This is a genomic window from Pseudomonas sp. GD04019 (assembly GCF_029837695.1).
Classification (GTDB): domain Bacteria; phylum Pseudomonadota; class Gammaproteobacteria; order Pseudomonadales; family Pseudomonadaceae; genus Aquipseudomonas.
In genome coordinates this window covers 1-18210 of record NZ_JAOEEA010000002.1, presented here as the reverse complement: position 1 = coordinate 18210, position 18210 = coordinate 1, and the positions used below count along the sequence as shown (strand labels likewise).

At 67.1% G+C, this 18210-nt stretch carries 20 protein-coding genes; 9 read left to right on the top strand and 11 right to left on the bottom strand.

The features are described from left to right. Positions 1-31: 31 nt before the first annotated feature. Positions 32-523 (top strand): GNAT family N-acetyltransferase, encoded by a 492-nt coding sequence (locus N7607_RS02760; RefSeq protein ID WP_279864536.1) that lies wholly within the window; start codon positions 32-34, stop codon positions 521-523. 6 nt (positions 524-529) lie between these two features. Here N7607_RS02760 and N7607_RS02755 read toward each other — a convergent pair whose 3' ends face one another. After that, complete coding sequence (locus tag N7607_RS02755) at positions 530-808, bottom strand: DUF465 domain-containing protein (RefSeq protein WP_279864537.1); 279 nt, start codon at positions 806-808, stop codon at positions 530-532. Between the two features lie 157 nt (positions 809-965). Here N7607_RS02755 and N7607_RS02750 point away from each other — a divergent pair, with 157 nt between their 5' ends. From N7607_RS02750 to mscL, 3 genes are all read left to right on the top strand, one after another. Continuing rightward, a complete protein-coding gene (locus tag N7607_RS02750) occupies positions 966-1214 on the top strand; it encodes a YdcH family protein (protein WP_279864538.1) in 249 nt (82 codons plus the stop codon). A gap of 74 nt (positions 1215-1288) precedes the next feature. Beyond that, positions 1289-2035, top strand: coding sequence for an EAL domain-containing protein (locus N7607_RS02745; RefSeq protein WP_279864539.1), 747 nt, complete (start codon positions 1289-1291; stop codon positions 2033-2035). Positions 2036-2075: 40 nt separating this feature from the next. After that, positions 2076-2486, top strand: a complete 411-nt coding sequence (gene mscL, locus N7607_RS02740; protein WP_279864540.1) for a large-conductance mechanosensitive channel protein MscL — start codon at positions 2076-2078, stop codon at positions 2484-2486. Positions 2487-2531: 45 nt separating this feature from the next. Here mscL and N7607_RS02735 read toward each other — a convergent pair whose 3' ends face one another. From N7607_RS02735 to N7607_RS02725, 3 genes are all read right to left on the bottom strand, one after another. Beyond that, a complete protein-coding gene (locus tag N7607_RS02735; protein ID WP_279864541.1) occupies positions 2532-4091 on the bottom strand; it encodes a TerC family protein in 1560 nt (519 codons plus the stop codon). A 250-nt stretch (positions 4092-4341) separates the two neighbouring features. Beyond that, positions 4342-5118: a ferredoxin--NADP reductase gene (locus tag N7607_RS02730; protein ID WP_279864542.1), complete on the bottom strand. Its 777-nt coding sequence runs from the start codon at positions 5116-5118 to the stop codon at positions 4342-4344. Positions 5119-5191: 73 nt separating this feature from the next. Further along, the gene (locus tag N7607_RS02725; RefSeq protein ID WP_279864543.1) at positions 5192-6181 is read right to left on the bottom strand and encodes a DctP family TRAP transporter solute-binding subunit; all 990 of its coding nucleotides are present in this window, start codon (positions 6179-6181) and stop codon (positions 5192-5194) included. Between the two features lie 293 nt (positions 6182-6474). On the opposite strand from N7607_RS02725, the gene N7607_RS02720 reads away from it, so the two are divergent. Further along, entirely contained in the window at positions 6475-7599 is a 1125-nt protein-coding gene (locus tag N7607_RS02720) for a class I SAM-dependent methyltransferase (protein ID WP_279864544.1), read from the top strand. 54 nt (positions 7600-7653) lie between these two features. Here N7607_RS02720 and N7607_RS02715 read toward each other — a convergent pair whose 3' ends face one another. The 3 genes from N7607_RS02715 to N7607_RS02705 form a co-directional block, all read right to left on the bottom strand. Next, positions 7654-10053 (bottom strand): TonB-dependent receptor, encoded by a 2400-nt coding sequence (locus N7607_RS02715; RefSeq protein WP_279864545.1) that lies wholly within the window; start codon positions 10051-10053, stop codon positions 7654-7656. Positions 10054-10183: 130 nt separating this feature from the next. After that, positions 10184-11110: a FecR family protein gene (locus tag N7607_RS02710; RefSeq protein ID WP_279864546.1), complete on the bottom strand. Its 927-nt coding sequence runs from the start codon at positions 11108-11110 to the stop codon at positions 10184-10186. Beyond that, positions 11107-11649, bottom strand: a complete 543-nt coding sequence (locus N7607_RS02705) for a sigma-70 family RNA polymerase sigma factor (protein ID WP_279864547.1) — start codon at positions 11647-11649, stop codon at positions 11107-11109. Before N7607_RS02705 ends, N7607_RS02710 begins: the two co-directional genes overlap by 4 nt. Positions 11650-11780: 131 nt before the next feature. Here N7607_RS02705 and N7607_RS02700 point away from each other — a divergent pair, with 131 nt between their 5' ends. From N7607_RS02700 to N7607_RS02690, 3 genes are read left to right on the top strand one after another with little or no spacing between them, the layout of a single operon-like run. Next, on the top strand, positions 11781-13229 hold the full coding sequence (locus tag N7607_RS02700) for a cytochrome ubiquinol oxidase subunit I (RefSeq protein WP_279864548.1): 1449 nt from the start codon (positions 11781-11783) through the stop codon (positions 13227-13229). After that, positions 13226-14230 (top strand): cytochrome d ubiquinol oxidase subunit II, encoded by a 1005-nt coding sequence (gene cydB, locus N7607_RS02695; RefSeq protein ID WP_192399616.1) that lies wholly within the window; start codon positions 13226-13228, stop codon positions 14228-14230. Before N7607_RS02700 ends, cydB begins: the two co-directional genes overlap by 4 nt. Next, a complete protein-coding gene (locus N7607_RS02690) occupies positions 14231-14353 on the top strand; it encodes a DUF2474 domain-containing protein (RefSeq protein WP_279864549.1) in 123 nt (40 codons plus the stop codon). It abuts the gene before it with no gap. A 214-nt stretch (positions 14354-14567) separates the two neighbouring features. Here the strand turns inward: N7607_RS02690 and N7607_RS02685 are convergent, their stop codons facing one another. Then, entirely contained in the window at positions 14568-14903 is a 336-nt protein-coding gene (locus tag N7607_RS02685) for a DUF3703 domain-containing protein (protein WP_279864550.1), read from the bottom strand. After that, positions 14893-15525 carry a cation diffusion facilitator family transporter gene (locus N7607_RS02680; RefSeq protein ID WP_279864551.1) on the bottom strand — a complete coding sequence of 211 codons (633 nt, stop codon included), beginning with the start codon at positions 15523-15525 and terminating at the stop codon, positions 14893-14895. Before N7607_RS02680 ends, N7607_RS02685 begins: the two co-directional genes overlap by 11 nt. A gap of 61 nt (positions 15526-15586) precedes the next feature. On the opposite strand from N7607_RS02680, the gene N7607_RS02675 reads away from it, so the two are divergent. Further along, positions 15587-16009: a MerR family DNA-binding protein gene (locus N7607_RS02675; protein WP_279864552.1), complete on the top strand. Its 423-nt coding sequence runs from the start codon at positions 15587-15589 to the stop codon at positions 16007-16009. A gap of 55 nt (positions 16010-16064) precedes the next feature. Here N7607_RS02675 and N7607_RS02670 read toward each other — a convergent pair whose 3' ends face one another. Beyond that, positions 16065-17348 carry a choice-of-anchor Q domain-containing protein gene (locus tag N7607_RS02670; RefSeq protein ID WP_279864553.1) on the bottom strand — a complete coding sequence of 428 codons (1284 nt, stop codon included), beginning with the start codon at positions 17346-17348 and terminating at the stop codon, positions 16065-16067. Between the two features lie 439 nt (positions 17349-17787). Further along, positions 17788-18210: hypothetical protein (locus tag N7607_RS02665; protein WP_279924013.1), on the bottom strand; the 423-nt coding region annotated here is incomplete at its 5' end.

Sequence of the window (18210 nt, the reverse complement as noted above, 5' to 3'; positions counted from 1 at the left end):
GGCGTATCGCCCATTGCCTGCGAACCGCCCCATGCAGATAGAACTTGTCCCCGCCACCCTCGACCAGCTGCCGCTGATCGCCAATCTCTATCAGTACTACGCCTACGAGTCCTCGGACTGGGAAGAGGAAGAGGTGGAGGTCGACGGGCGTTTCTACATCCACGAGCCGCACCTGCAACGCTACTGGCAGGAAGAGGACTGGAGCGCCAGCCTGATCCTGGCGGACGGCTTCATCGCCGGCTTCCTGCTGATCGAGCGCAGCGAGCTGGTGGGCATCGACGCCCTGGAGCTGGCCGACCTGTTCATCCTCAAGAAGTACCGCCGCCTGGGCATCGGCCGCGCCCTGGCGCAGCAGGTGCTGAGCCGGGGCGGCACCTGGCTGGTGCGCTTCTATGGCCAGGACGAACTGGCCGCGGCCTTCTGGCGCAAGATCCTCGCCGAACTGCCGCTGGGCTCGCGGCAGGTCTGGCCGGAAGACGATCCCGAGCTGATCAGCTACCTGGTCAACCCGCCGCTGCACTGAGTCGATCTAGCCGCCGCAGGCGTTGCCGCAACCGCAGCATTGCCCGGCGGCGCGCTTGAGCTGGCGCGCCAGATCGTCCTTGAGCGCCACCCTGGCCTGCTTGAGGCGGCCGAGGGAGGCGTCGTCGAGCAGCTCGATGCCGTCCTCGATGCGGCAGATGCGCTTGTCCAGCACCTCGTATTCCTCGGCCTGCTGGGCGAAGCGCTGATCGTCGCGGCGCAGACGCTGCAGTTCCGCACGCAGCTCGGGAAAATCCTGGGTCAACGGGTGGTGTTCGACATGCATGGGTTCGGCTCCTGAAACAGATGACCCAGCCTAACCGGGCCGTCTCGCCTGGCCATTGACCCGGATCAAACCGCGCGACCGTCCGCCGCCTGAGCGACGCCGGCAATGGTCACTGAGCTAGGCTGAACAGACACGTCACCGTTGGGAGTGCCCCCCTATGCCGCTCGAACACCACCCATTGGCCCGCGAATTCCCCGAATACCGCCAGCAACTGCAGGCCCTGCACGCCCAGGATGCGCACTTCGCCCAGTTGGCGCAGCACTACGAGACCCTCGACAAACGCATCTACGAAGTGGAAGACGGTCGCCAGGCAATGGACGACCTGGCCCTGCACGCCCTGAAGAACGAACGGGTACAGCTCAAGGATCAGATCGCCGAGCGCCTGCGCAAGGCCAACGGCGCCTGACACCTTTTCGCCAAGCGAGCCGGCCAGCGCAGCCGGCTTCAGCCATCTCGTCCGCACCGGGAGTACGCTCGACCATGACCTCGAATCCAGGTTGCTCCGCTTGCCGCGAAGGCAAGGGACTGGACTTTCCCATCAGCATGGCCTTTCAACCCATAGTCGACCTGCGCCAGGGCCTGGTCTTCGCCCACGAGGCGCTGGTCAGGGGCAGCGCCGGGGAATCCGCCGGCAGCCTGCTGGCGCGTGTCGACGCCCACAACCGTTACACCTTCGACCAGAGCTGCCGCATCCAGGCCGTGGAGTGGGCCGCCCGCCTGCGACTGCCGGCCAGGCTGTCGATCAACTTCATGCCCAACGCGGTGTACCGCGCGGAGACCTGCATCCGCGCCACGCTGGAGGCGGCCAGGCGCTGCCAGTTTCCGCTGGAGCGGATCATCTTCGAGGTCACCGAGCAGGAGCAGGTGCTGGACATCCCGCACCTGACCGACATTCTCCGCGCCTACCGGGCCCAGGGATTCATGACCGCCATCGACGACTTCGGCGCCGGCTATGCCGGGCTCAACCTGCTGGCCGACTTCCAGCCTGACCTGATCAAGCTCGACATGGACCTGATCCGCGCCATCGACGGGGATCGAGTGCGTCAGGTGCTGGTCGAAAGTGTGCTCGACATGTGCCGCCGGCTCGGCATCGGGGTGATCGCCGAGGGCATCGAGACCCGCGGCGAACTCGAATGCCTGCGGCACATGGGCGTGGACCTGTTCCAGGGCTATTTGCTGGCCAGGCCGGGCTTCGAGTCGCTGCCCGAGGTGCACTACCCGGCCTAGGGTACACTTGCCGCCATAACCAGAAACCAGGGAGTGAAACATGAGTATTCTCAGCGAATTCAAGGCCTTCGCGGTCAAGGGCAATGTGGTCGACATGGCCGTCGGTATCATCATCGGCGCGGCCTTCGGCAAGATCGTCAGCTCCTTCGTCGGCGACGTGATCATGCCGCCGATCGGCCTGCTGATCGGCGGGGTCGACTTCTCCGACCTGGCCATCACCCTCAAGGCCGCCGAGGGCGACATTCCGGCGGTGGTACTCAGCTACGGCAAGTTCATCCAGACGGTGCTCGACTTCGTCATCGTCGCCTTCGCCATCTTCATGGGGGTCAAGGTGATCAATCGACTCAAGCGCGAGGAAGCCGTGGCACCGAGCGTGCCGCCGGCGCCGAGCCCCGAGGAAGTGCTGCTGACGGAGATCCGCGATCTGCTGAAGAACCAGCAGAAGCAGTAGCGCCCACGCCAATGAAAACGGCGCCCGCAGGCGCCGTTTTCATCTTCACTGCGGCTCGGGAGTGAGCAGCAGGCGGCTGACCCGCCGCTCGTGCACCTCTTCCACACGCATGCGCCAGCCAGCGGCGCGCACCTCGTCGCCCACCACCGGCAGGCGGTCGAGCAGGCTCATCACCAGGCCGGCGAGGGTCTGGTAGTCCTCGGTGGCCTGGGCCTGCAGGCCGATGCGCGAACGCAGCAGCCTGAGGTTGAGCGCGCCGCTGACGCGGAAGCCGGCGCCGACCGGTTCGATATCCGGGCCGTCCACCTCGTTGGCATCCGGCAGCTCGCCGGCGATGGCTTCCAGCACGTCGGTCAGGGTCAGCATGCCCTCGAAGCCGCCGAACTCGTTGACCACGAAGGCCACGTGGGTGGAGGCCTGGCGCATCTGCTCCAGGGCGCCGAGCACGCTGCAGCTGTCCGGCAGGTTGAGCGGCGTGCGCAGTAGGCTGTGCAGGTCCGGCTGGCCGCCCTGCAGCAGCTCCTTGAGCAGCTCCTTCTTGTGCACGTAGCCCAGCGGCTCGTCCAGCTGGCCGGCGCGGATCACCAGCAGGCGCGAATAAGGCGACTCCAGCAGCGCCTGGCGGTGCTGCTCGGCGGGGCCGTCCAGGTCCAGGTGGTCGACGCGCATGCGCGTGGTCATCACCTGGCGGATCGACTGCTCGGCCAGGCCCAGCACGCCGCGGATCATCACCCGCTCGCGGCGGTCGAACGGCACCAGGTCCCCGGCGCCGCCCTCCAGCATGTCGGCGATCTCCTCGCCCACCTCGTCGGCCTCGACCTTACCGCCGAGCAAACGCAGCACCGCATGGGCGGTGCGTTCGCGCAGGCCACGGCCGTCCTGCAGCTGGCGCTTGCGCTTGTGCCGCACCAGTTGGTTGGCCGCCTCGATGAGGATGGAGAAGCCGATGGCCGCGTACAGGTAGCCCTTGGGAATATGGAAGCCCAGGCCCTCTGCGGTGAGGCTGAAGCCGATCATCATCAGGAAGCCCAGGCACAGCATGATCACCGTCGGGTGGGCGTTGACGAAGGCGGTCAGCGGCTTGCTGGCGACGATCATCAGACCGATGGAGACGATCACGGCGATCATCATCACTTCCAGGTGCTCGACCATGCCCACGGCGGTGATCACCGCATCGAGAGAGAACACCGCGTCGAGCACCACGATCTGCGCCACCACCGGCCAGAACAGCGCGTAGGTGCGGCTGCCGCCCGGTTGATGGGTGCGCCCTTCCAGGCGCTCGTGCAGCTCCATGGTGGCCTTGAACAGCAGGAACACACCACCGAACAGCATGATCAGGTCGCGGCCGGAGAAGCTCTTGCCGAACACCTCGAACAGCGGCTCGGTCAGCGTCACCAGCCAGGAGATGCTCGCCAGCAGGCCCAGGCGCATGAGCAGCGCCAGGCTCAGGCCGATCAGCCGCGCGCGGTCACGCAGGTGCGGCGGCAGCTTGTCGGCGAGGATCGCGATGAACACCAGGTTGTCGATGCCGAGGACGATCTCCAGCACGATCAGCGTGAGCAGGCCGAGCCAGGCCGTGGGGTCGGCCATCCATTCGAAGATCATGCGGCGTTCCTCCGGGCAGGCGTCGACGCAGCGCAGGCACGGTAGACGTGGCGCAGGGCGTATCGTTCAGGCGAAATCAGCAGCAGACGCGCGCGGGCGTCGAGGGAGGGGTGGCCACTCGGGGGTGGCTGGCAACAGTCGCTGTCCATGGGGTCCGCAGGATAAAAAGGGACGGCCATGCTAACGGCATGACCGCCCATTCCTAAGCGGGAAAAAGTTACCAATTCTTAACGCAGAGGGAGGACCGCTCTTACCAGTAGTTCTCCACCGCCACCTGGCCGGGGCGGCGGGTCAGCGCCAGGTTGAGGTTGCGCGCCTTGAGCACGGCGCGGGTGTCCTCGATCATCTGCGGGTTACCGCAGAGCATGATGCGCGAATGCTCGGGCGCGAGTTCCAGGCCGGCGGCACGCTCCAGTTCGCCGTTCTCGATCAGCGTGGTGACTCGGGCATTCAGCGCACCGGGCACCTGTTCACGGGTCACCACCGGGATGTACTGCAGCTTGTGCCCGGCGCCCTCCAGCCACTCTCGCTGCGGCAGCTCGGCGATCAGCTCCTGGTAGGCCAGCTCGCCGCGATCGCGGGCGCTGTACACCAGGACGATGCGCTCGAAACGCTGCCAGGCCTCCAGGTCCTGGAGGATCGACAGGAACGGCGCGAGGCCGGTGCCGGTGCCGATCAGCCACAGGTCGCGGCCATCGGGGAAGCGGTCGAGGGTGAGGTAGCCGGTGGCCTGTTTCTCCACCAGCAACTCGTCGCCGGGCGCAAGACGGCTCAGCTCGGAAGTGAACTCGCCGCCGGGCACGACGATGGAGAAGAACTCCAGGTACTCGTCGTGCGGCGCCGAGACCACCGAGTAGGCGCGCCACACGATGCAGCCGCTGGCCTTGCGCACGCCGAGGCGGACGAACTGCCCGGCGCGGAAACGGAAGCCCGCGTCGCGGGTACAGGTCAGGCTGAACAGGCTGGGCGACCAGACCCGCACGTCGGTGAGGGTCTGGCGGGTGAACTTCTCTTCGCTGGCGGTCATGGCGTTACCTTACTTCCACATACGCGCAGTCTCGCGCAAAGGGCGGCTGACAAACACCGCCAGTTCGAAGGGATTAGCGACGATTGACGGTCTGCGCGGCGCGCAGCATATCGGCGCCGATCTGCGCCTCGTACTGTTTCCACAGCGGCTGCATGGCGCTGCGCCAGGCCGCGCGCTCGTCCTTGCTGAGGGCGACGACCCGGGCGCGGCCGGCGCCGACCAGCTGCTCGCGGCCCTGGCGATTGAGCTGCTCGGCGTCCTTGTTGACCTGGGTGGTGACCTCCTCGACTATCGCCTCCAGCTCGCTGCGGGTGGCGTACGGAATGCTCTGCCAGAACGACGAGCTGCTGATCAGCATGTAGTTGAGCGAGCCGTGGTTGGTCTCGGTGATGAACGGCTGGGCACTGTCGAAGCCCGCGGCGGCCATGTTCGACCAGGCGTTCTCGGTGCCCTGCACGGTGCCGGCCTGCAGCGCCTTGAGCGACTCGCCGAAGGGAATACGCTTGGCCTGGGCGCCGAGGGCGGCGAACTGGGCCTCCAGCACGCTGGACGACTGGATGCGGAAGGCCAGGCCCTTGGCATCCGCCGGCGCGCGCAGCTCGCGGGTGGCGGAGAGCTGCTTCATGCCGTTGTTCCAGAAGGCCAGGCCGTAGATGTTCTGCCCGGCCATGGAGCGCAGCAGCTCGCGGCTCTTCTCGCGGCGCTGGAAGCGCTTGACCGCCTCCAGGTCGTCGAACAGGAACGGCAGGTCGAACACCTGCAACTGCTTGGTGTAGGCCTCGAACTTGGACACCGAGGGCGCCAGCATCTGCACCTCGCCGCGCTGCAGGGCGGCCATCTCGTCGGCGTCACCGAACAGGGTGGAGTCGGGGTAGACCTCGACCTTCACCGCACCGTCCAGGCGCTCCGCCACCAGGCGCTGGAACAGCAGGGCGCCGCGGCCCTTGGGCGTGTCGTTGGCGACCACGTGGGAGAACTTGATCAGGATCGGCTGGCCCTCGGCGCGCAGCGGCGCGGAGAACAGCAGGGAGAGGGACAGACAGGCAGCGAACAGGTACTTCATGAACTTCCTTGCGGCAATGCAATAGCGGCACCCCACAAGACTTGTGGGGCGGATGATGGTTTGGGTTTGTGCGGCCACGGGGGCCGGGGGTTCGGACGGTGCCTGCGCTCAGGTCGCGCGGCCATCCGATTTGTTGTTGGACATGCCACCCATTGCGGAACTTCGGCGGCGGCAAGTGACTGCATATTCTCCGGATTGCACCTTGCAGTCACAAGCCGCCTGTTTCTCACTTCGAGACATTTCCCTATGCATCTAGGACAATGCCGCCTGCCCCGCCCATCGATCCCGCCGCCATGCCCACTCTCGCCACGCCCTTCGCCCAGCTCGACCTGATCCGCCAGCCGGAGATGGCCAACGAACCGCTGCAAGCCTTCGACGCCGCCGACGAGTACCTGCTCGCCCATGTCCACGAACTGGGCCTGAGCGCGGACAGCCGCGTGCTGCTGCTCAACGACGGTTTCGGCGCCCTGGCCTGCTCGCTGGCCGCGCACTGCCGGGTGACCAGCAGCGGCGACTCGCACCTGGGCCACCTGGCCCTGCAGAAGAACCTGGCGCGCAATGGCCTGGCCGCCGACAGCGTGCGCTTCGTGCCGGCCAGCGAGACCGTGCAGGGCCCGTTCGACCTGGTGCTGCTGCGTGTACCCAAGACCCTGGCGCTGCTGGAGGAACAGCTGATCCGCCTGCACGGCCAGCTGGGTCCCGGCACCCGGGTGATCGCCGGGGCGATGCTCAAGCACCTGCCACGCAGCGCCGGCGAGCTGCTGGAGCGGTACATCGGCCCGCTGCAGGCCTCGCTGGCGGTGAAGAAGGCGCGCCTGCTGACGGCCACGGTAGAAACCAGACCAGCACCGACTTCGCCTTACCCGACCCGCTACAGACTCGACAAGCCGGCGCTGGAGCTGGTCAATCATGCCAACGTGTTTTGCCGCGAGGGCCTGGATATCGGCACCCGCGCCTTCCTGCCGCACCTGCCCAAGCGCCTGCAGGCGCAGCGCGTGGCCGATCTCGGCTGCGGCAACGGCGTACTGGCCATCGCCTACGCCCTGGCCAACCCCGAGGCCGAACTGACGCTGCTGGACGAGTCCTATATGGCCGTGCAGTCAGCCGAGGAAAACTGGCGCGCGGCCCTCGGCCAGCGCCCGGCTACTTTCCGCGCCGCCGACGGCCTGGCCGAGCAGGCGCCGGATTCGCTGGACCTGGTGCTGTGCAACCCACCTTTCCACCAGCAGCAGGTGGTCGGCGACTTCCTCGCCTGGCGCATGTTCCAGCAGGCCCGCGCGGCGCTGGTCACCGGCGGCGAGTTGTGGATAGTCGGCAACCGCCACCTCGGCTACCACGCCAAGCTCAAACGCCTGTTCCGCGGCGTGGAGCAGGTGGCGGCCAATCCCAAGTTCGTGGTGCTCAAGGCCACCAAGTAGGGCCGGGGAAATGCAAAGGGCGCCAGAGGCGCCCTTTTCGTTTCAACCCGCGGATCAGAAGTCGACGGTGGCCGACACCTTGAGGGTGCGCGGCGCGCCCTGGGTCAGGTAGCCGCCGTTGGCCGAGGCCCAGTAGTCCTCGTCGGCGACGTTCTCCAGCATGGCGTTGAAGGTCAACGCGCGGCCTTCCAGCTGCGTCTGGTAGCGGGCGCCGAGGTCGACGCGGGTCCAGGCGGGGATGCTGTATTCGTTGGCGCTGTCGACGTACTGACCGCCGGTGCGCAGCAACAGGCCGTTGAGGCTAAGCCCCGGAACGCCGGGCACGTCCCAGTCGGCGCCCAGGTTGAGCTGGAACTGCGGCACGCCCACCGCCTGATTGCCGTCGTCGCGGCCGCCGGCGGTGCCGCTCAGCTCGGCCTCGGTCCAGGTCGCGCCGCTCAGCACACGCAGGCCGTCCAGCGGCTCGCCGAACAGGCTCAGCTCCACGCCGCGGTTACGCTGCTCGGCATCCACCCGGTAGTAGTTGTCGCCGCCAAGCACGCCCTGAGGCTGCTCGATGCGAAACAGGCTGAGGCTGCCGCCGAAGGTGCCCCAGTCGAGCTTGGTGCCCACCTCGGTCTGCTTGGAGCGATAGGGCGCGAACATCTCGCCGTTGTTGAGCGCCGTGGCGGGCGCGGTCGGGCCCTGCTGCAGAGATTCGACGCGATTGGCATAGAACGACAGGTACTCGGTGGGCTTGATCACCAGGCCGTAGGCCGGTGTGTTGATGCTCTCCTGGTAGTTCGAGGTGCGCGCGCCACTGGCCGCGCTCCAGGCGTCGGCACCGATGGACTGGCGGCGCACGCCGAGGGTCAGCAGCACGCGGTCATCGAGGAAACCCAGGGTATCGGACAGCGCCAGGCTGCGGTTCTGTACCTTGGCCGTGGTGTCCGGATGGTGGATATCGCCAGCGATGCTGGTGGCCGGCGGCTCGGCGACGGGCTGGCCCTCGTACAGGTTGCCGAAGCCGCGCCGGCCCGCCGCGGTGGATTCGAAGGCGTTGCGCTTCTCCTGCCAGATGCCGTTGGCCGCTAGGTTGATGCGGTGGCTCACCGGTCCGGTCGCCAGTTCGCCGCGCAGGCCGCTGACGGCGCTCAGCGTTTCCTGGTCCAGCGGCGAATAGAGACGGCCGATACGCGCCTCGCCATTGGCGCCGTACACATAGTTGGAGGCGTAGATACCGTTCTCCCGGGTGTACTTGCCGCCGGCGTTCAGGTAGGCGGTCCAGGACGGCGACAGGTCGTACTCGGCGCTGAACATGCCGTAGGTGTCTTCGAGTTGCGACCAGCTCCACGGCTGCGCGTAGTTGTGATCGGAGTCCGGTGCCGACGGCGTCTTGCCGTTGAGGGTGCTGGTCGGCCCCGTGGTGGTCAGGTAGACCACCGAGCGCCCCTGGTTGACCCGCTGTTTCTGGTAGCCGATGTCCGTGGCCAGGCGCAGCCGATCACCGCGGTAGTCCATGCCGAGGGTGGCCAGGCTGAAGCGCGAGTGTTCGTCGTCCACCGCGGTCTCGCCCTCGCGCTGGGCCAGGTTCACCCGCACGCCGAAGCGGTTGTCCTCGCCGAAGCGCTGGCCCAGGTCGAGGTGCCCGCCCACCCGGCTGTCGCTGGCGTAGTCCAGGGTGGCGCTGCGCGTGGGGGTGTCCTCGGCGCGCTTGGAGACCACGTTGATCGCCCCGCCGACACCGCTGCCGGACGGCGACACGCCGTTGACGAAGGCGTTAGCGCCCTTGAACACCTCGACCCGCTCGACCGACTCGGTGGAGATGATCTGCCGCGGCAGCACGCCGTACAGACCGTTGAAGGCGATGTCGTCGCTGAACAGCTGGAAGCCGCGCACGACGAACACCTGGGAGAAGTTGCCGAAGCCGAACGACTGGCGCACGCCCGGATCGCTGGCCAGCACCTCGGCCAGGGTCTGCGCCTGCCGCGTTTCGATCAAATCGGAGGTGTAGCTGGAGAAGGCAAAGGGCACGTCCTGCATGTCCTGGTTGCCCAGCACGCCGAGGTTGGCGCCACGCGCCGTCTGCCCACCGGCGTACTCGGCCGGCAGGTCAGTGCGGCCGTCGGCGACCCCGCTGATGGTGCTCGAGCCCAGCTCCAGGGCGCCCTGTTCGGGCAGCGGCACCAGGGTGACGGTGCCGTCGGCGCCAGTTTGGAAGGTCAGGCCACTGCCCTGAAGCAGGCGCTGCAGGCCATCGGCCACCGAATAGTCGCCTCGGAGCGCCGGCGCCAGGCCGCTATTGCGAGTCAGACCGGCGTCGTAGAGCAGGCGCACGTCGGCCTGCTCGGCGAAATCGGTGAGCGCCGCATCGAGGCGCTGGGCCGGCACGTCGAGCTCGACGGCCTGGGCGTTGGCGGCGGCGATGGCCAGGGGAAGAGCGGCTAGCGCCGCGAGGAAGGAGGTCGACCGCATGCTGGTGTCCTTGGCTGTTTCATGCGAAGAAGTCGCATTTGCAGCACAGAAGACGAAAGCGCCGCGGCGTTCTGAACCGATGCTGCGAAAATATTTTCGATTTGCCCACCAGCCGCTGCGGCAGCGGGAATCAACCGCGCGAGGCGACCAGGATCAGCCCCGGCAAACGCACCAGGCGCACCGGCAAGGTGCTCTCGACGGCGCGCAGTACCGCCTGCGGATCGTCGAGGGCGAACACGCCGGTCACCTGCAGGGCGCGCGCCGCGTCGTCGACGAACAGCACGCGCGCGCCCTGGCTGCGCTCCAGTTCGGCGAACACCTGGACCAGCGGTCGGTCGCGAAACACCAGTTTGCCGCGTTGCCAGGCCAGGCGCTGGCGGATGTCCAGCGCCTGCGGCGCCTGCAACTCGCCCCCGCGCCACTGCACCTGCTGGCCGGCCACCACCGGCAGCGGTTCACGGCCCCTGCGGGAGGCCAACACCCGACCTTCGCTCACCGCCAGGTCGACGCCGCCCTCCTCCAGGCGCACATCGAAGCGCGTGCCGGTGACGCGGATATGCGCCTCGCCGGCGCTGACCGTGAAGGGCCGCTGCGGATCGTGGGCCACCTGGAAATCCGCCTCGCCGCGGAGCAGCCGGACCTCGCGGCGCCCGTCGACGAACTGCCAGTCCAGCGCCGAATCGCCGTTGAGGGTGAGCAGCGAGCCATCCTCCAGGCGCAGCTCGCGCACCTCGCCCGGCCGGGTGCTGACGTCGGCATACAGGCCGACCCAGGTACCGCGCGGCAGCCACAGGGCGAGCAGCAACACCGCCGCGCTGGCCAGCGGGATCGCCCAGCGCCGGTGGCGACGTGACGGGCGTACTTGCGGCAACTCGCGCGGACGCTCGATCTGGCCGAGCAGCGCCCACAGGCCCTCCACTTCGCGCAGCGCCCGATCATGCTCGGGCGCGGCACGGCGCCAGGCGTCCACGGCGGCGTGGTCGGCCTCGGTGGCGCGCCCGGAATGCAGGAGCACCTGCCATTCGCGGGCCTGGGCGAGAAGCGCGGGGTAGGTCACGGAGAAGGGTCCATCTGCTGCTGACAGTGTTCGAGGGCCTTGAGGATATAGCGTCCGGCCATGCTTTCCGAGACGCCCAGGCGCTCGCCGATCTCGCGCTGGGTCATGCCGTCCAGGCGATTCCACAGCAACGCCTGGCGCAAATGCGGCGGCAGGCCCTGGACCACGAGCTGCAGTTGCTCGAGGCGCTGGGCATCGCTGGCAGCTCGCTCGGGGTCGGGCTGGGTGCTGACCAGCTCCGGGGAAATCTCCTCTTCGATCGGCCGCGCCTCCTGTTGGCGGTGGTGGTCGATGATCAGGTTGCGCGCGATGCGATAGAGGAAGGCGCGCAGGTTGCCGATTTCCTCGCCCGACTCGCGCCGACGAAAGCGCAGCCAGGTCTCCTGCCGCAGGTCGGCCGCCAGCTCCGCACACTTCACCCGCCGCGTCAGGAAACGCAGCAGTTCGGCGGAATGGCTCTCGAATTGGCCATCGGCGGAGCGGGGATCGGAAGGCGAGGACAAGGTGGCGGAGTGGGCTGGCGGAAGAGCCGCGAACATATATCAGTTGATAATGACTTTCAATTGCTGAAAGACCTGCGACATTCTGCCCAATGCGACAATCCGCCGGCTACGACCGCAGCGGCAGAGCGCGGATGATTGACCCAGATCAATCTCCGGAGTGGCCATTCATGTTCGGCCTCGATGCACTGGAACTGGCGCGAATCCAGTTCGCCTTCACCGTGTCCTTCCACATCATCTTCCCCGCCATCTCCATCGGCCTGGCCAGTTACCTGGCCGTGCTCGAAGGCCTGTGGCTGAAGACCAACAAGGAGGTCTACTACGACCTCTACCGCTTCTGGCTGCAGATCTTCGCCGTGACCTTCGGCATGGGCGTGGTCTCCGGGGTGGTGATGAGCTACCAGTTCGGCACCAACTGGAGCCAGCTGTCCACGGCGGCCGGCAGCATCATGGGGCCGCTGCTGACCTACGAGGTGCTCACCGCGTTCTTCCTCGAAGCCGGCTTCCTCGGGATCATGCTGTTCGGCCTGAACAAGGTCGGCCGCGGCCTGCACTTCTTCGCCACCCTGATGGTGGCCATCGGCACGCTGATCTCGACCTTCTGGATCCTCTCCTCGAACAGCTGGATGCACACCCCGCAGGGCTTCACCTTGGTGGACGGCGTGTTCACCCCGGATTCCTGGTGGGACATCGTGTTCAACCCGTCCTTCCCCTACCGCCTGGCGCACATGGCGGTGGCGGCCTTCCTCAGCACCGCCTTCGTGGTCGGCGGCACCGCGGCCTGGCACCTGCTCAAGGGCAAGCGCGACCCGGCCACCCGCATGATGTTCTCCATGGCCCTGTGGATGGCGCTGATCGTCGCGCCGATCCAGGCGCTGATCGGCGACTTCCACGGCCTCAACACCCTCAAGTACCAGCCGGCCAAGGTGGCGGCGATGGAAGGTCACTGGGAAACCGAGAAAGGCGTGCCGCTGCTGCTGTTCGGCATCCCCGACATGCAGGCGGAAACCACCAAATACGCCATCGGCGTGCCACGCCTGGCCAGCCTGATCCTTACCCATGACCTCGATGGCGAGATCAAGGGCCTCAAGGAATGGGCGCCGGAAGATCGGCCAAATGCGCTGATCGTGTTCTGGAGTTTCCGCGTGATGGTCGGCCTGGGCCTGCTGATGATCCTCTGCGGGGTCGTAGGCCTGTGGCTGCGCCGCGGCGACAAGGTCTACGAGGCCAAGGGCTTCCAGCGCCTGATGCTGCTGATGGGCCCGAGCGGCATCATCGCCCTGCTGGCCGGCTGGGTGACCACCGAAGTGGGCCGTCAGCCCTGGGTGATCTACGGCCTGTTGCGCACCAGCGACGCCGCCTCCAACCACAGCGCCACGCAGATGGGCGTGTCACTGGTGCTGTTCGTGGTGGTGTATTTCGCCGTGTTCGGCGTCGGTATCACCTACCTGCTGCGCATGATGCGCAAGGGCCCGGTACTGGGCCTGATCAGCGCGCAGATCGCCGAGCACGGCGGTCCTGGCCATAGCCGCACACCGGCACGCCCGCTGTCCGCCTCGGCGGAAAGCGTGGATGACGAAGGCGTCGACAACCTGAGCAACGAGGAGAAACGCCCATGAGCATCGACCTGCCGCTGATCTGGGCCGGGGTGATCGCCTTCGGCATCTTCATGTACGTGGTGATGGACGGCTTCGATCTCGGGATCGGCATCCTCTACCCGTTCTTCCGCGACAAGGACGAGCGCGACGCCATGATGAACACCGTGGCGCCGATCTGGGACGGTAACGAGACCTGGCTGGTGCTGGGTGGCGCCGGGCTGTTCGCCGCCTTCCCGCTGGCCTATTCGGTGGTGCTCACGGCGCTGTACCTGCCGCTGGTGATCATGCTGATCGCGTTGATTTTCCGCGGCGTGGCCTTCGAGTTCCGCTTCAAGGCCAAGCGCACCCGCCATGTGTGGGACGCCGCCTTCATCTGGGGCTCCATCGTCGCCACCTTTGCCCAGGGCGTGGTGCTGGGTGCCTTTATCGAGGGCATCAAGGTGGAGAACCGCGCCTTCGCCGGCGGCCCGTTCGACTGGCTGGCGCCCTTCCCGCTGTTCTGCGGCGCCGGCCTGGTGGTCGGCTACGCCATGCTCGGCTGCGCCTGGCTGCTGATGAAGACCGAGGGCAAGCTGCGCCACAAGATGTACAAGCTGATGCTGCCGCTGACCTGCCTGCAGCTGGTGTTCATCGCCGCCGTGAGCATCTGGACGCCGCTGGCCCACGAGAGCATCGCCCAGCGCTGGTTCACCCTGCCCAACCTGTTCTACTTCATGCCGGTACCGACCCTGGTGGCGGTGACCATCCTCGGCATCGTCCGCGCCGTGCACCTGAAGATCGACTGGCAGCCGTTCGTACTCACCCTGGCGCTGATCGCCCTGGCCTACACCGGCCTGGCCATCAGCCTGTGGCCGAACATCATCCCGCCGTCGGTGAGCATCTGGGAGGCGTCGGCGCCTGCCAGCAGCCAGGCCTTCGCCCTGGTCGGCGTGGTCATGATGGTGCCGATCATCCTGATCTACACCGCCTACAGCTACTGGGTGTTCCGCGGCAAGGTAGTCGTCGGCGAGGGGTACCACTAGATGAACGACAGCAAACCACCACTGGCCCAGCGCCTGGCCTGGTTCGCCGCCCTGTGGCTGGGCGGCGTGCTGGCCGTGGGCATCCTCGCCTACGCCATCAAGTGGGGCATGGGCCTGGCCTGAACCCTGCTGGTGGATAAGCAGAGCGTTATCCACCCTACAGAAGCTGGTCCCATGCAGAGCCGCCACCAATTCGGCATCGGCCTGAACGCACGAGTCCGCGCCCACTCACGGTCTCGTAGGGTGGCCTCGCCCGCGAAGCGGGCAGCCCACCACCGGCGCGGCAGGCGTACTGCCAGCGGCGAGTACCCTCCACCACCGCCGGATCGCCCGAGTCTCACTCCAGCAGACGCCGCAGCTCCTCACTGATCGGCATCGGCCTGAACGCACTGACCCGCGCCCGCCCGCTGTTGCCCAGCGGCACCCAGATCCGCGAGAACAGCAGCGCGGCGAGGATGCGCGGCAGCTGCCCCGCCACCTCGCGCCAATCGCGCAGCTGCCAGCCGGCACGCAGCATCAGCCAGTGCGCACGGGCATGCGGTAGCGACAGGCGCTGGCCGAGGATATGCGCCCGCTCCAGCCAGACCAGGGCGACGTTCGCCTCGCCACGTCCCAGTGCCGCCTCGGCCTCGGCGAAGGCCTGGCGCAGCGCCGCCTCCAGCTCAGTGCGCATGGCCGTGACCATCCTTCAGCTCGCCATCGGCCTGGCGCAGCACCTGCACGGCGGCGGTAATCGCCAAAGTGGCCATGATGGTGGCGACTATCAGGTCCGGCCAGGCGCTGCCGGTACCGAACACCCCCAGCGCCGCGGCCAGCACGGCCAGGTTGCCCAGGGCATCGTTGCGGGTGCACAGCCAGACGCTGCGCATATTGCTGTCGCCCTCGCGGTAGGCGTACAGCAGCACCGCCACGCCGACGTTGGCCAGCAGCGCCAGGCTGCCTACCACGCCCATGGTCGGCGCACTCGGCACGGCACCCTGCCACCAGTGCCACAGCGCCGCGCCCAGTACGCCGAGGCCGAACAGCAGCATGCTCGCGGCCTTGAACTGCGCCGCGCGGGCCCGCCAGCTCAGGGCCATGCCCAGCACCCACAGGCTGATGGCGTAGTTGGCGGAGTCACCGAGAAAGTCCAGCGAGTCGGCCAGAAGCGACACCGAGCCGGCCTTGAGGCCCGCGCCTATCTCCACGGCGAACATCAGCAGGTTGACCGCCAGGGCGATCCACAGGATGCGCCGGTAGCGCTTGGAGCGCAGCGCGGTCTCGGGCGATTCGTGATTGCAGCAGTGAGCACCCATTTGGCATCTCCTCTATCCAGGTGCAGACTAGGCTAAACCCTGTAGTCACTACGGAGTCAACATGGGCAAACCCATCACCATCGGCGTGCTGGCTCGCGACAGCGGCGTCAACCTGGAAACCATCCGCTTCTACGAGCGCAGTGGCCTGCTGCCGGCGCCGCAACGCAGCGCCTCGGGCTATCGCCACTACCAGGATATGGATGTCAGACGGCTGCGCTTCATCCGCCGCGGCCGCGAACTGGGCTTCAGCCTGGAGGAAATCCGCAGCCTGCTGGACCTCGCCGCGCACCCGGAGAGCCCCTGCGCCAGCGCCGATCAGATGGTCAGCGAGCACCTCGACACCATCGCCGCGCGCATCCGCGACCTGCAGAACATGCAGGCCGAGCTGAACAAGCTGGCCGGCTGCGAGAGTGGCCATGCCGAGCATTGCCGACTGCTGGAGGCGCTGGATGATCGCGACTGCTGCATCCCGGCCAAGCATTAAGCGAAGGACGCTGGCGGGAGATCCCTTGCCAGCGTCCTCTCGACCTCCACACCGGTCAGGGCCGGGTACGCTCGTAGGCCCCCAGATCGCAGATGGCGGCACCATCGCCATCGCCGTCGTGCGGACGGCTAACCGCACGTTGATCGAGGGACGTACAGCTGCCGACCCCGACATCGATGGCCGGGCTGCCGCGCCGCAATGCGTGGGTCCAGGTAGCGCCGCTGTTATCGGCCAGTGGGTAGAGCACCTTGCTCCAGGTCAGCGCATCGTCCGTGGGCAGGTCGCTGGCGCAGTTGCCCTGGTCGGTCCCCAACAGCAGCCCACGCGCCAGGTAATTGCCGCTGTTGGCACAGTTGGCCGGCATGCCATCGAGGCGATTGCCGGCCACCAGGCTATTGCGCAGCACCAGGCTGCCGACGTTGCTCAGGGCCAGGCCTTCGTTACCGGCGATGGTGACGTTGACCAGCTTGGCCTGGGCCTGGGCGTCCTCCGGATAGCCAACGATGCCGTTGGCCAGCACGCCGTTGATGTCGGTACCGGTGTTGCCGCTGAGGGTGCTGTTGGTCAGGGTCAATACGCCGCCCTTGCGATTGGCGATGGCCGCACCACCGCCACTATCAATCGATAGGCCCGCGGCGTTGCCAACGAAGGTGCTCCGTGCGACATCCGCATGGCCCTGGTTGTACAGCGCGCCGCCCTGGGCGAGATCGGTGTCGTCGTAGTCGGCAGCGGTGTTGTTGCGGAAAGTGGTATCGCGGACCTGGACGGTCCCCAGGTTGAAGATCGCCCCTCCCAGGCCATAGAAACCCTGTTTGCCAATCGACAGGTTGTCTTCGAACAGCGCCTGGCTGACGGTCAGGGCGCCGTAGTTGGCAATCGCCCCGCCCTCGCCTTCGATACCGGCACTGGAACGGTTGCCGATAAAACTGACCTGCTGCACCAGCGCCCGGCCACGGTTGCGCATGGCGCCGCCTTGGGTATCGGAAAGACCGTCGCGCAGCGTGAGGCGGCGCAGGTTCAAGGAGGCACCTTCGACCACCTCGATCAACCTGTCCCCGGTGAGCGGCTCGCCGGAACTGCGGATGATGGTTTCGGCCTGGCCGGCGCCAATGATCGTCAGCTCGCCGCGGACATCCAGATCCCCCCGGGAACACTCGTTCTCATCCGGGTCGGGGTCGGTTTCCTGGTTCCAGATCGGGTCGCTCAGGGTCAGGGTGTAGGTGCCGGCACGCAGCACGATGCGCGTGGCTCCGGGCGTATGGTTGGCGCGGTAGATGGCCTCGCGCAGCGAGCAGTCACTGACGCAGGCGGGATCGAAGCGGTCAGCCGTTCGGCTCACGGTAATGACGTTCTCTGCCATGACCAATGGCGAACACAGACCCAGGAAAAGCACGGCACCAGCGGATTTGGACGCGAACATAGGAGACTGCCTCTGAGACATGAAGCCTTGTTGGAGACAACTGGGTGCCGGTACGACTGGACAACAATGCAGGCCCGGACGTGCCCGCGAACGCAGGTTAGGTCATCCGCCACGCACTGCGGGTGGCAGGCTGATCGGTAATCCGCGCCAGGGGCACCGCCGATCGAAGGCGGCACGACAGCGTCGACTCCCCGTAAGCGCCTGCGCCGCCACCCGATTCGCTGGGTGTACGACGACAGCGGTCACTGCTGTCTGCCCTCTGATAATTAGACAGAACACAGACTCGTCAAACGGGAGGATGTTCACCGAAAAATACCGCCGCCGAGCCGGTGACAGGCTCACCGGCTTTTGCATCGCCTCACTGAAGCCAGTCGCCAGCCAGCTGTTCGGCTTCCTCCAGGGTGTCGAAGCCGGTCAATGCCACCCGTCCGTCCAGCACCGGCTCCCTGATGATCGGCGCCAGGCGCAATTCGCCGTCGATCAGAATGGCCAATGGTTGCCCCAGCTGGGTACGGGTCAGCGCGGCCAGCGTCGCGCGCCCCGCGTCGGTCAAGGTCAGGATCACCGCCGGCTGGCCGTCCGGAGTGAAGGCCATCTCCGCCTGCTGCACATCCACCTCGGTCAGCACCGGCTGCGGCGCCACCCACAGGCGCACGCCGCTGTGGCGATCGGTCATCGCCTGCAGGCCATCGGCGCTGGCAGTGCGGGCCGGGTGGATGCCGAGCTGATGCCCCGTGGCCAGGCGCGCCTCGCTGGCGCAGCCACTCAGCAGCAGGGCACA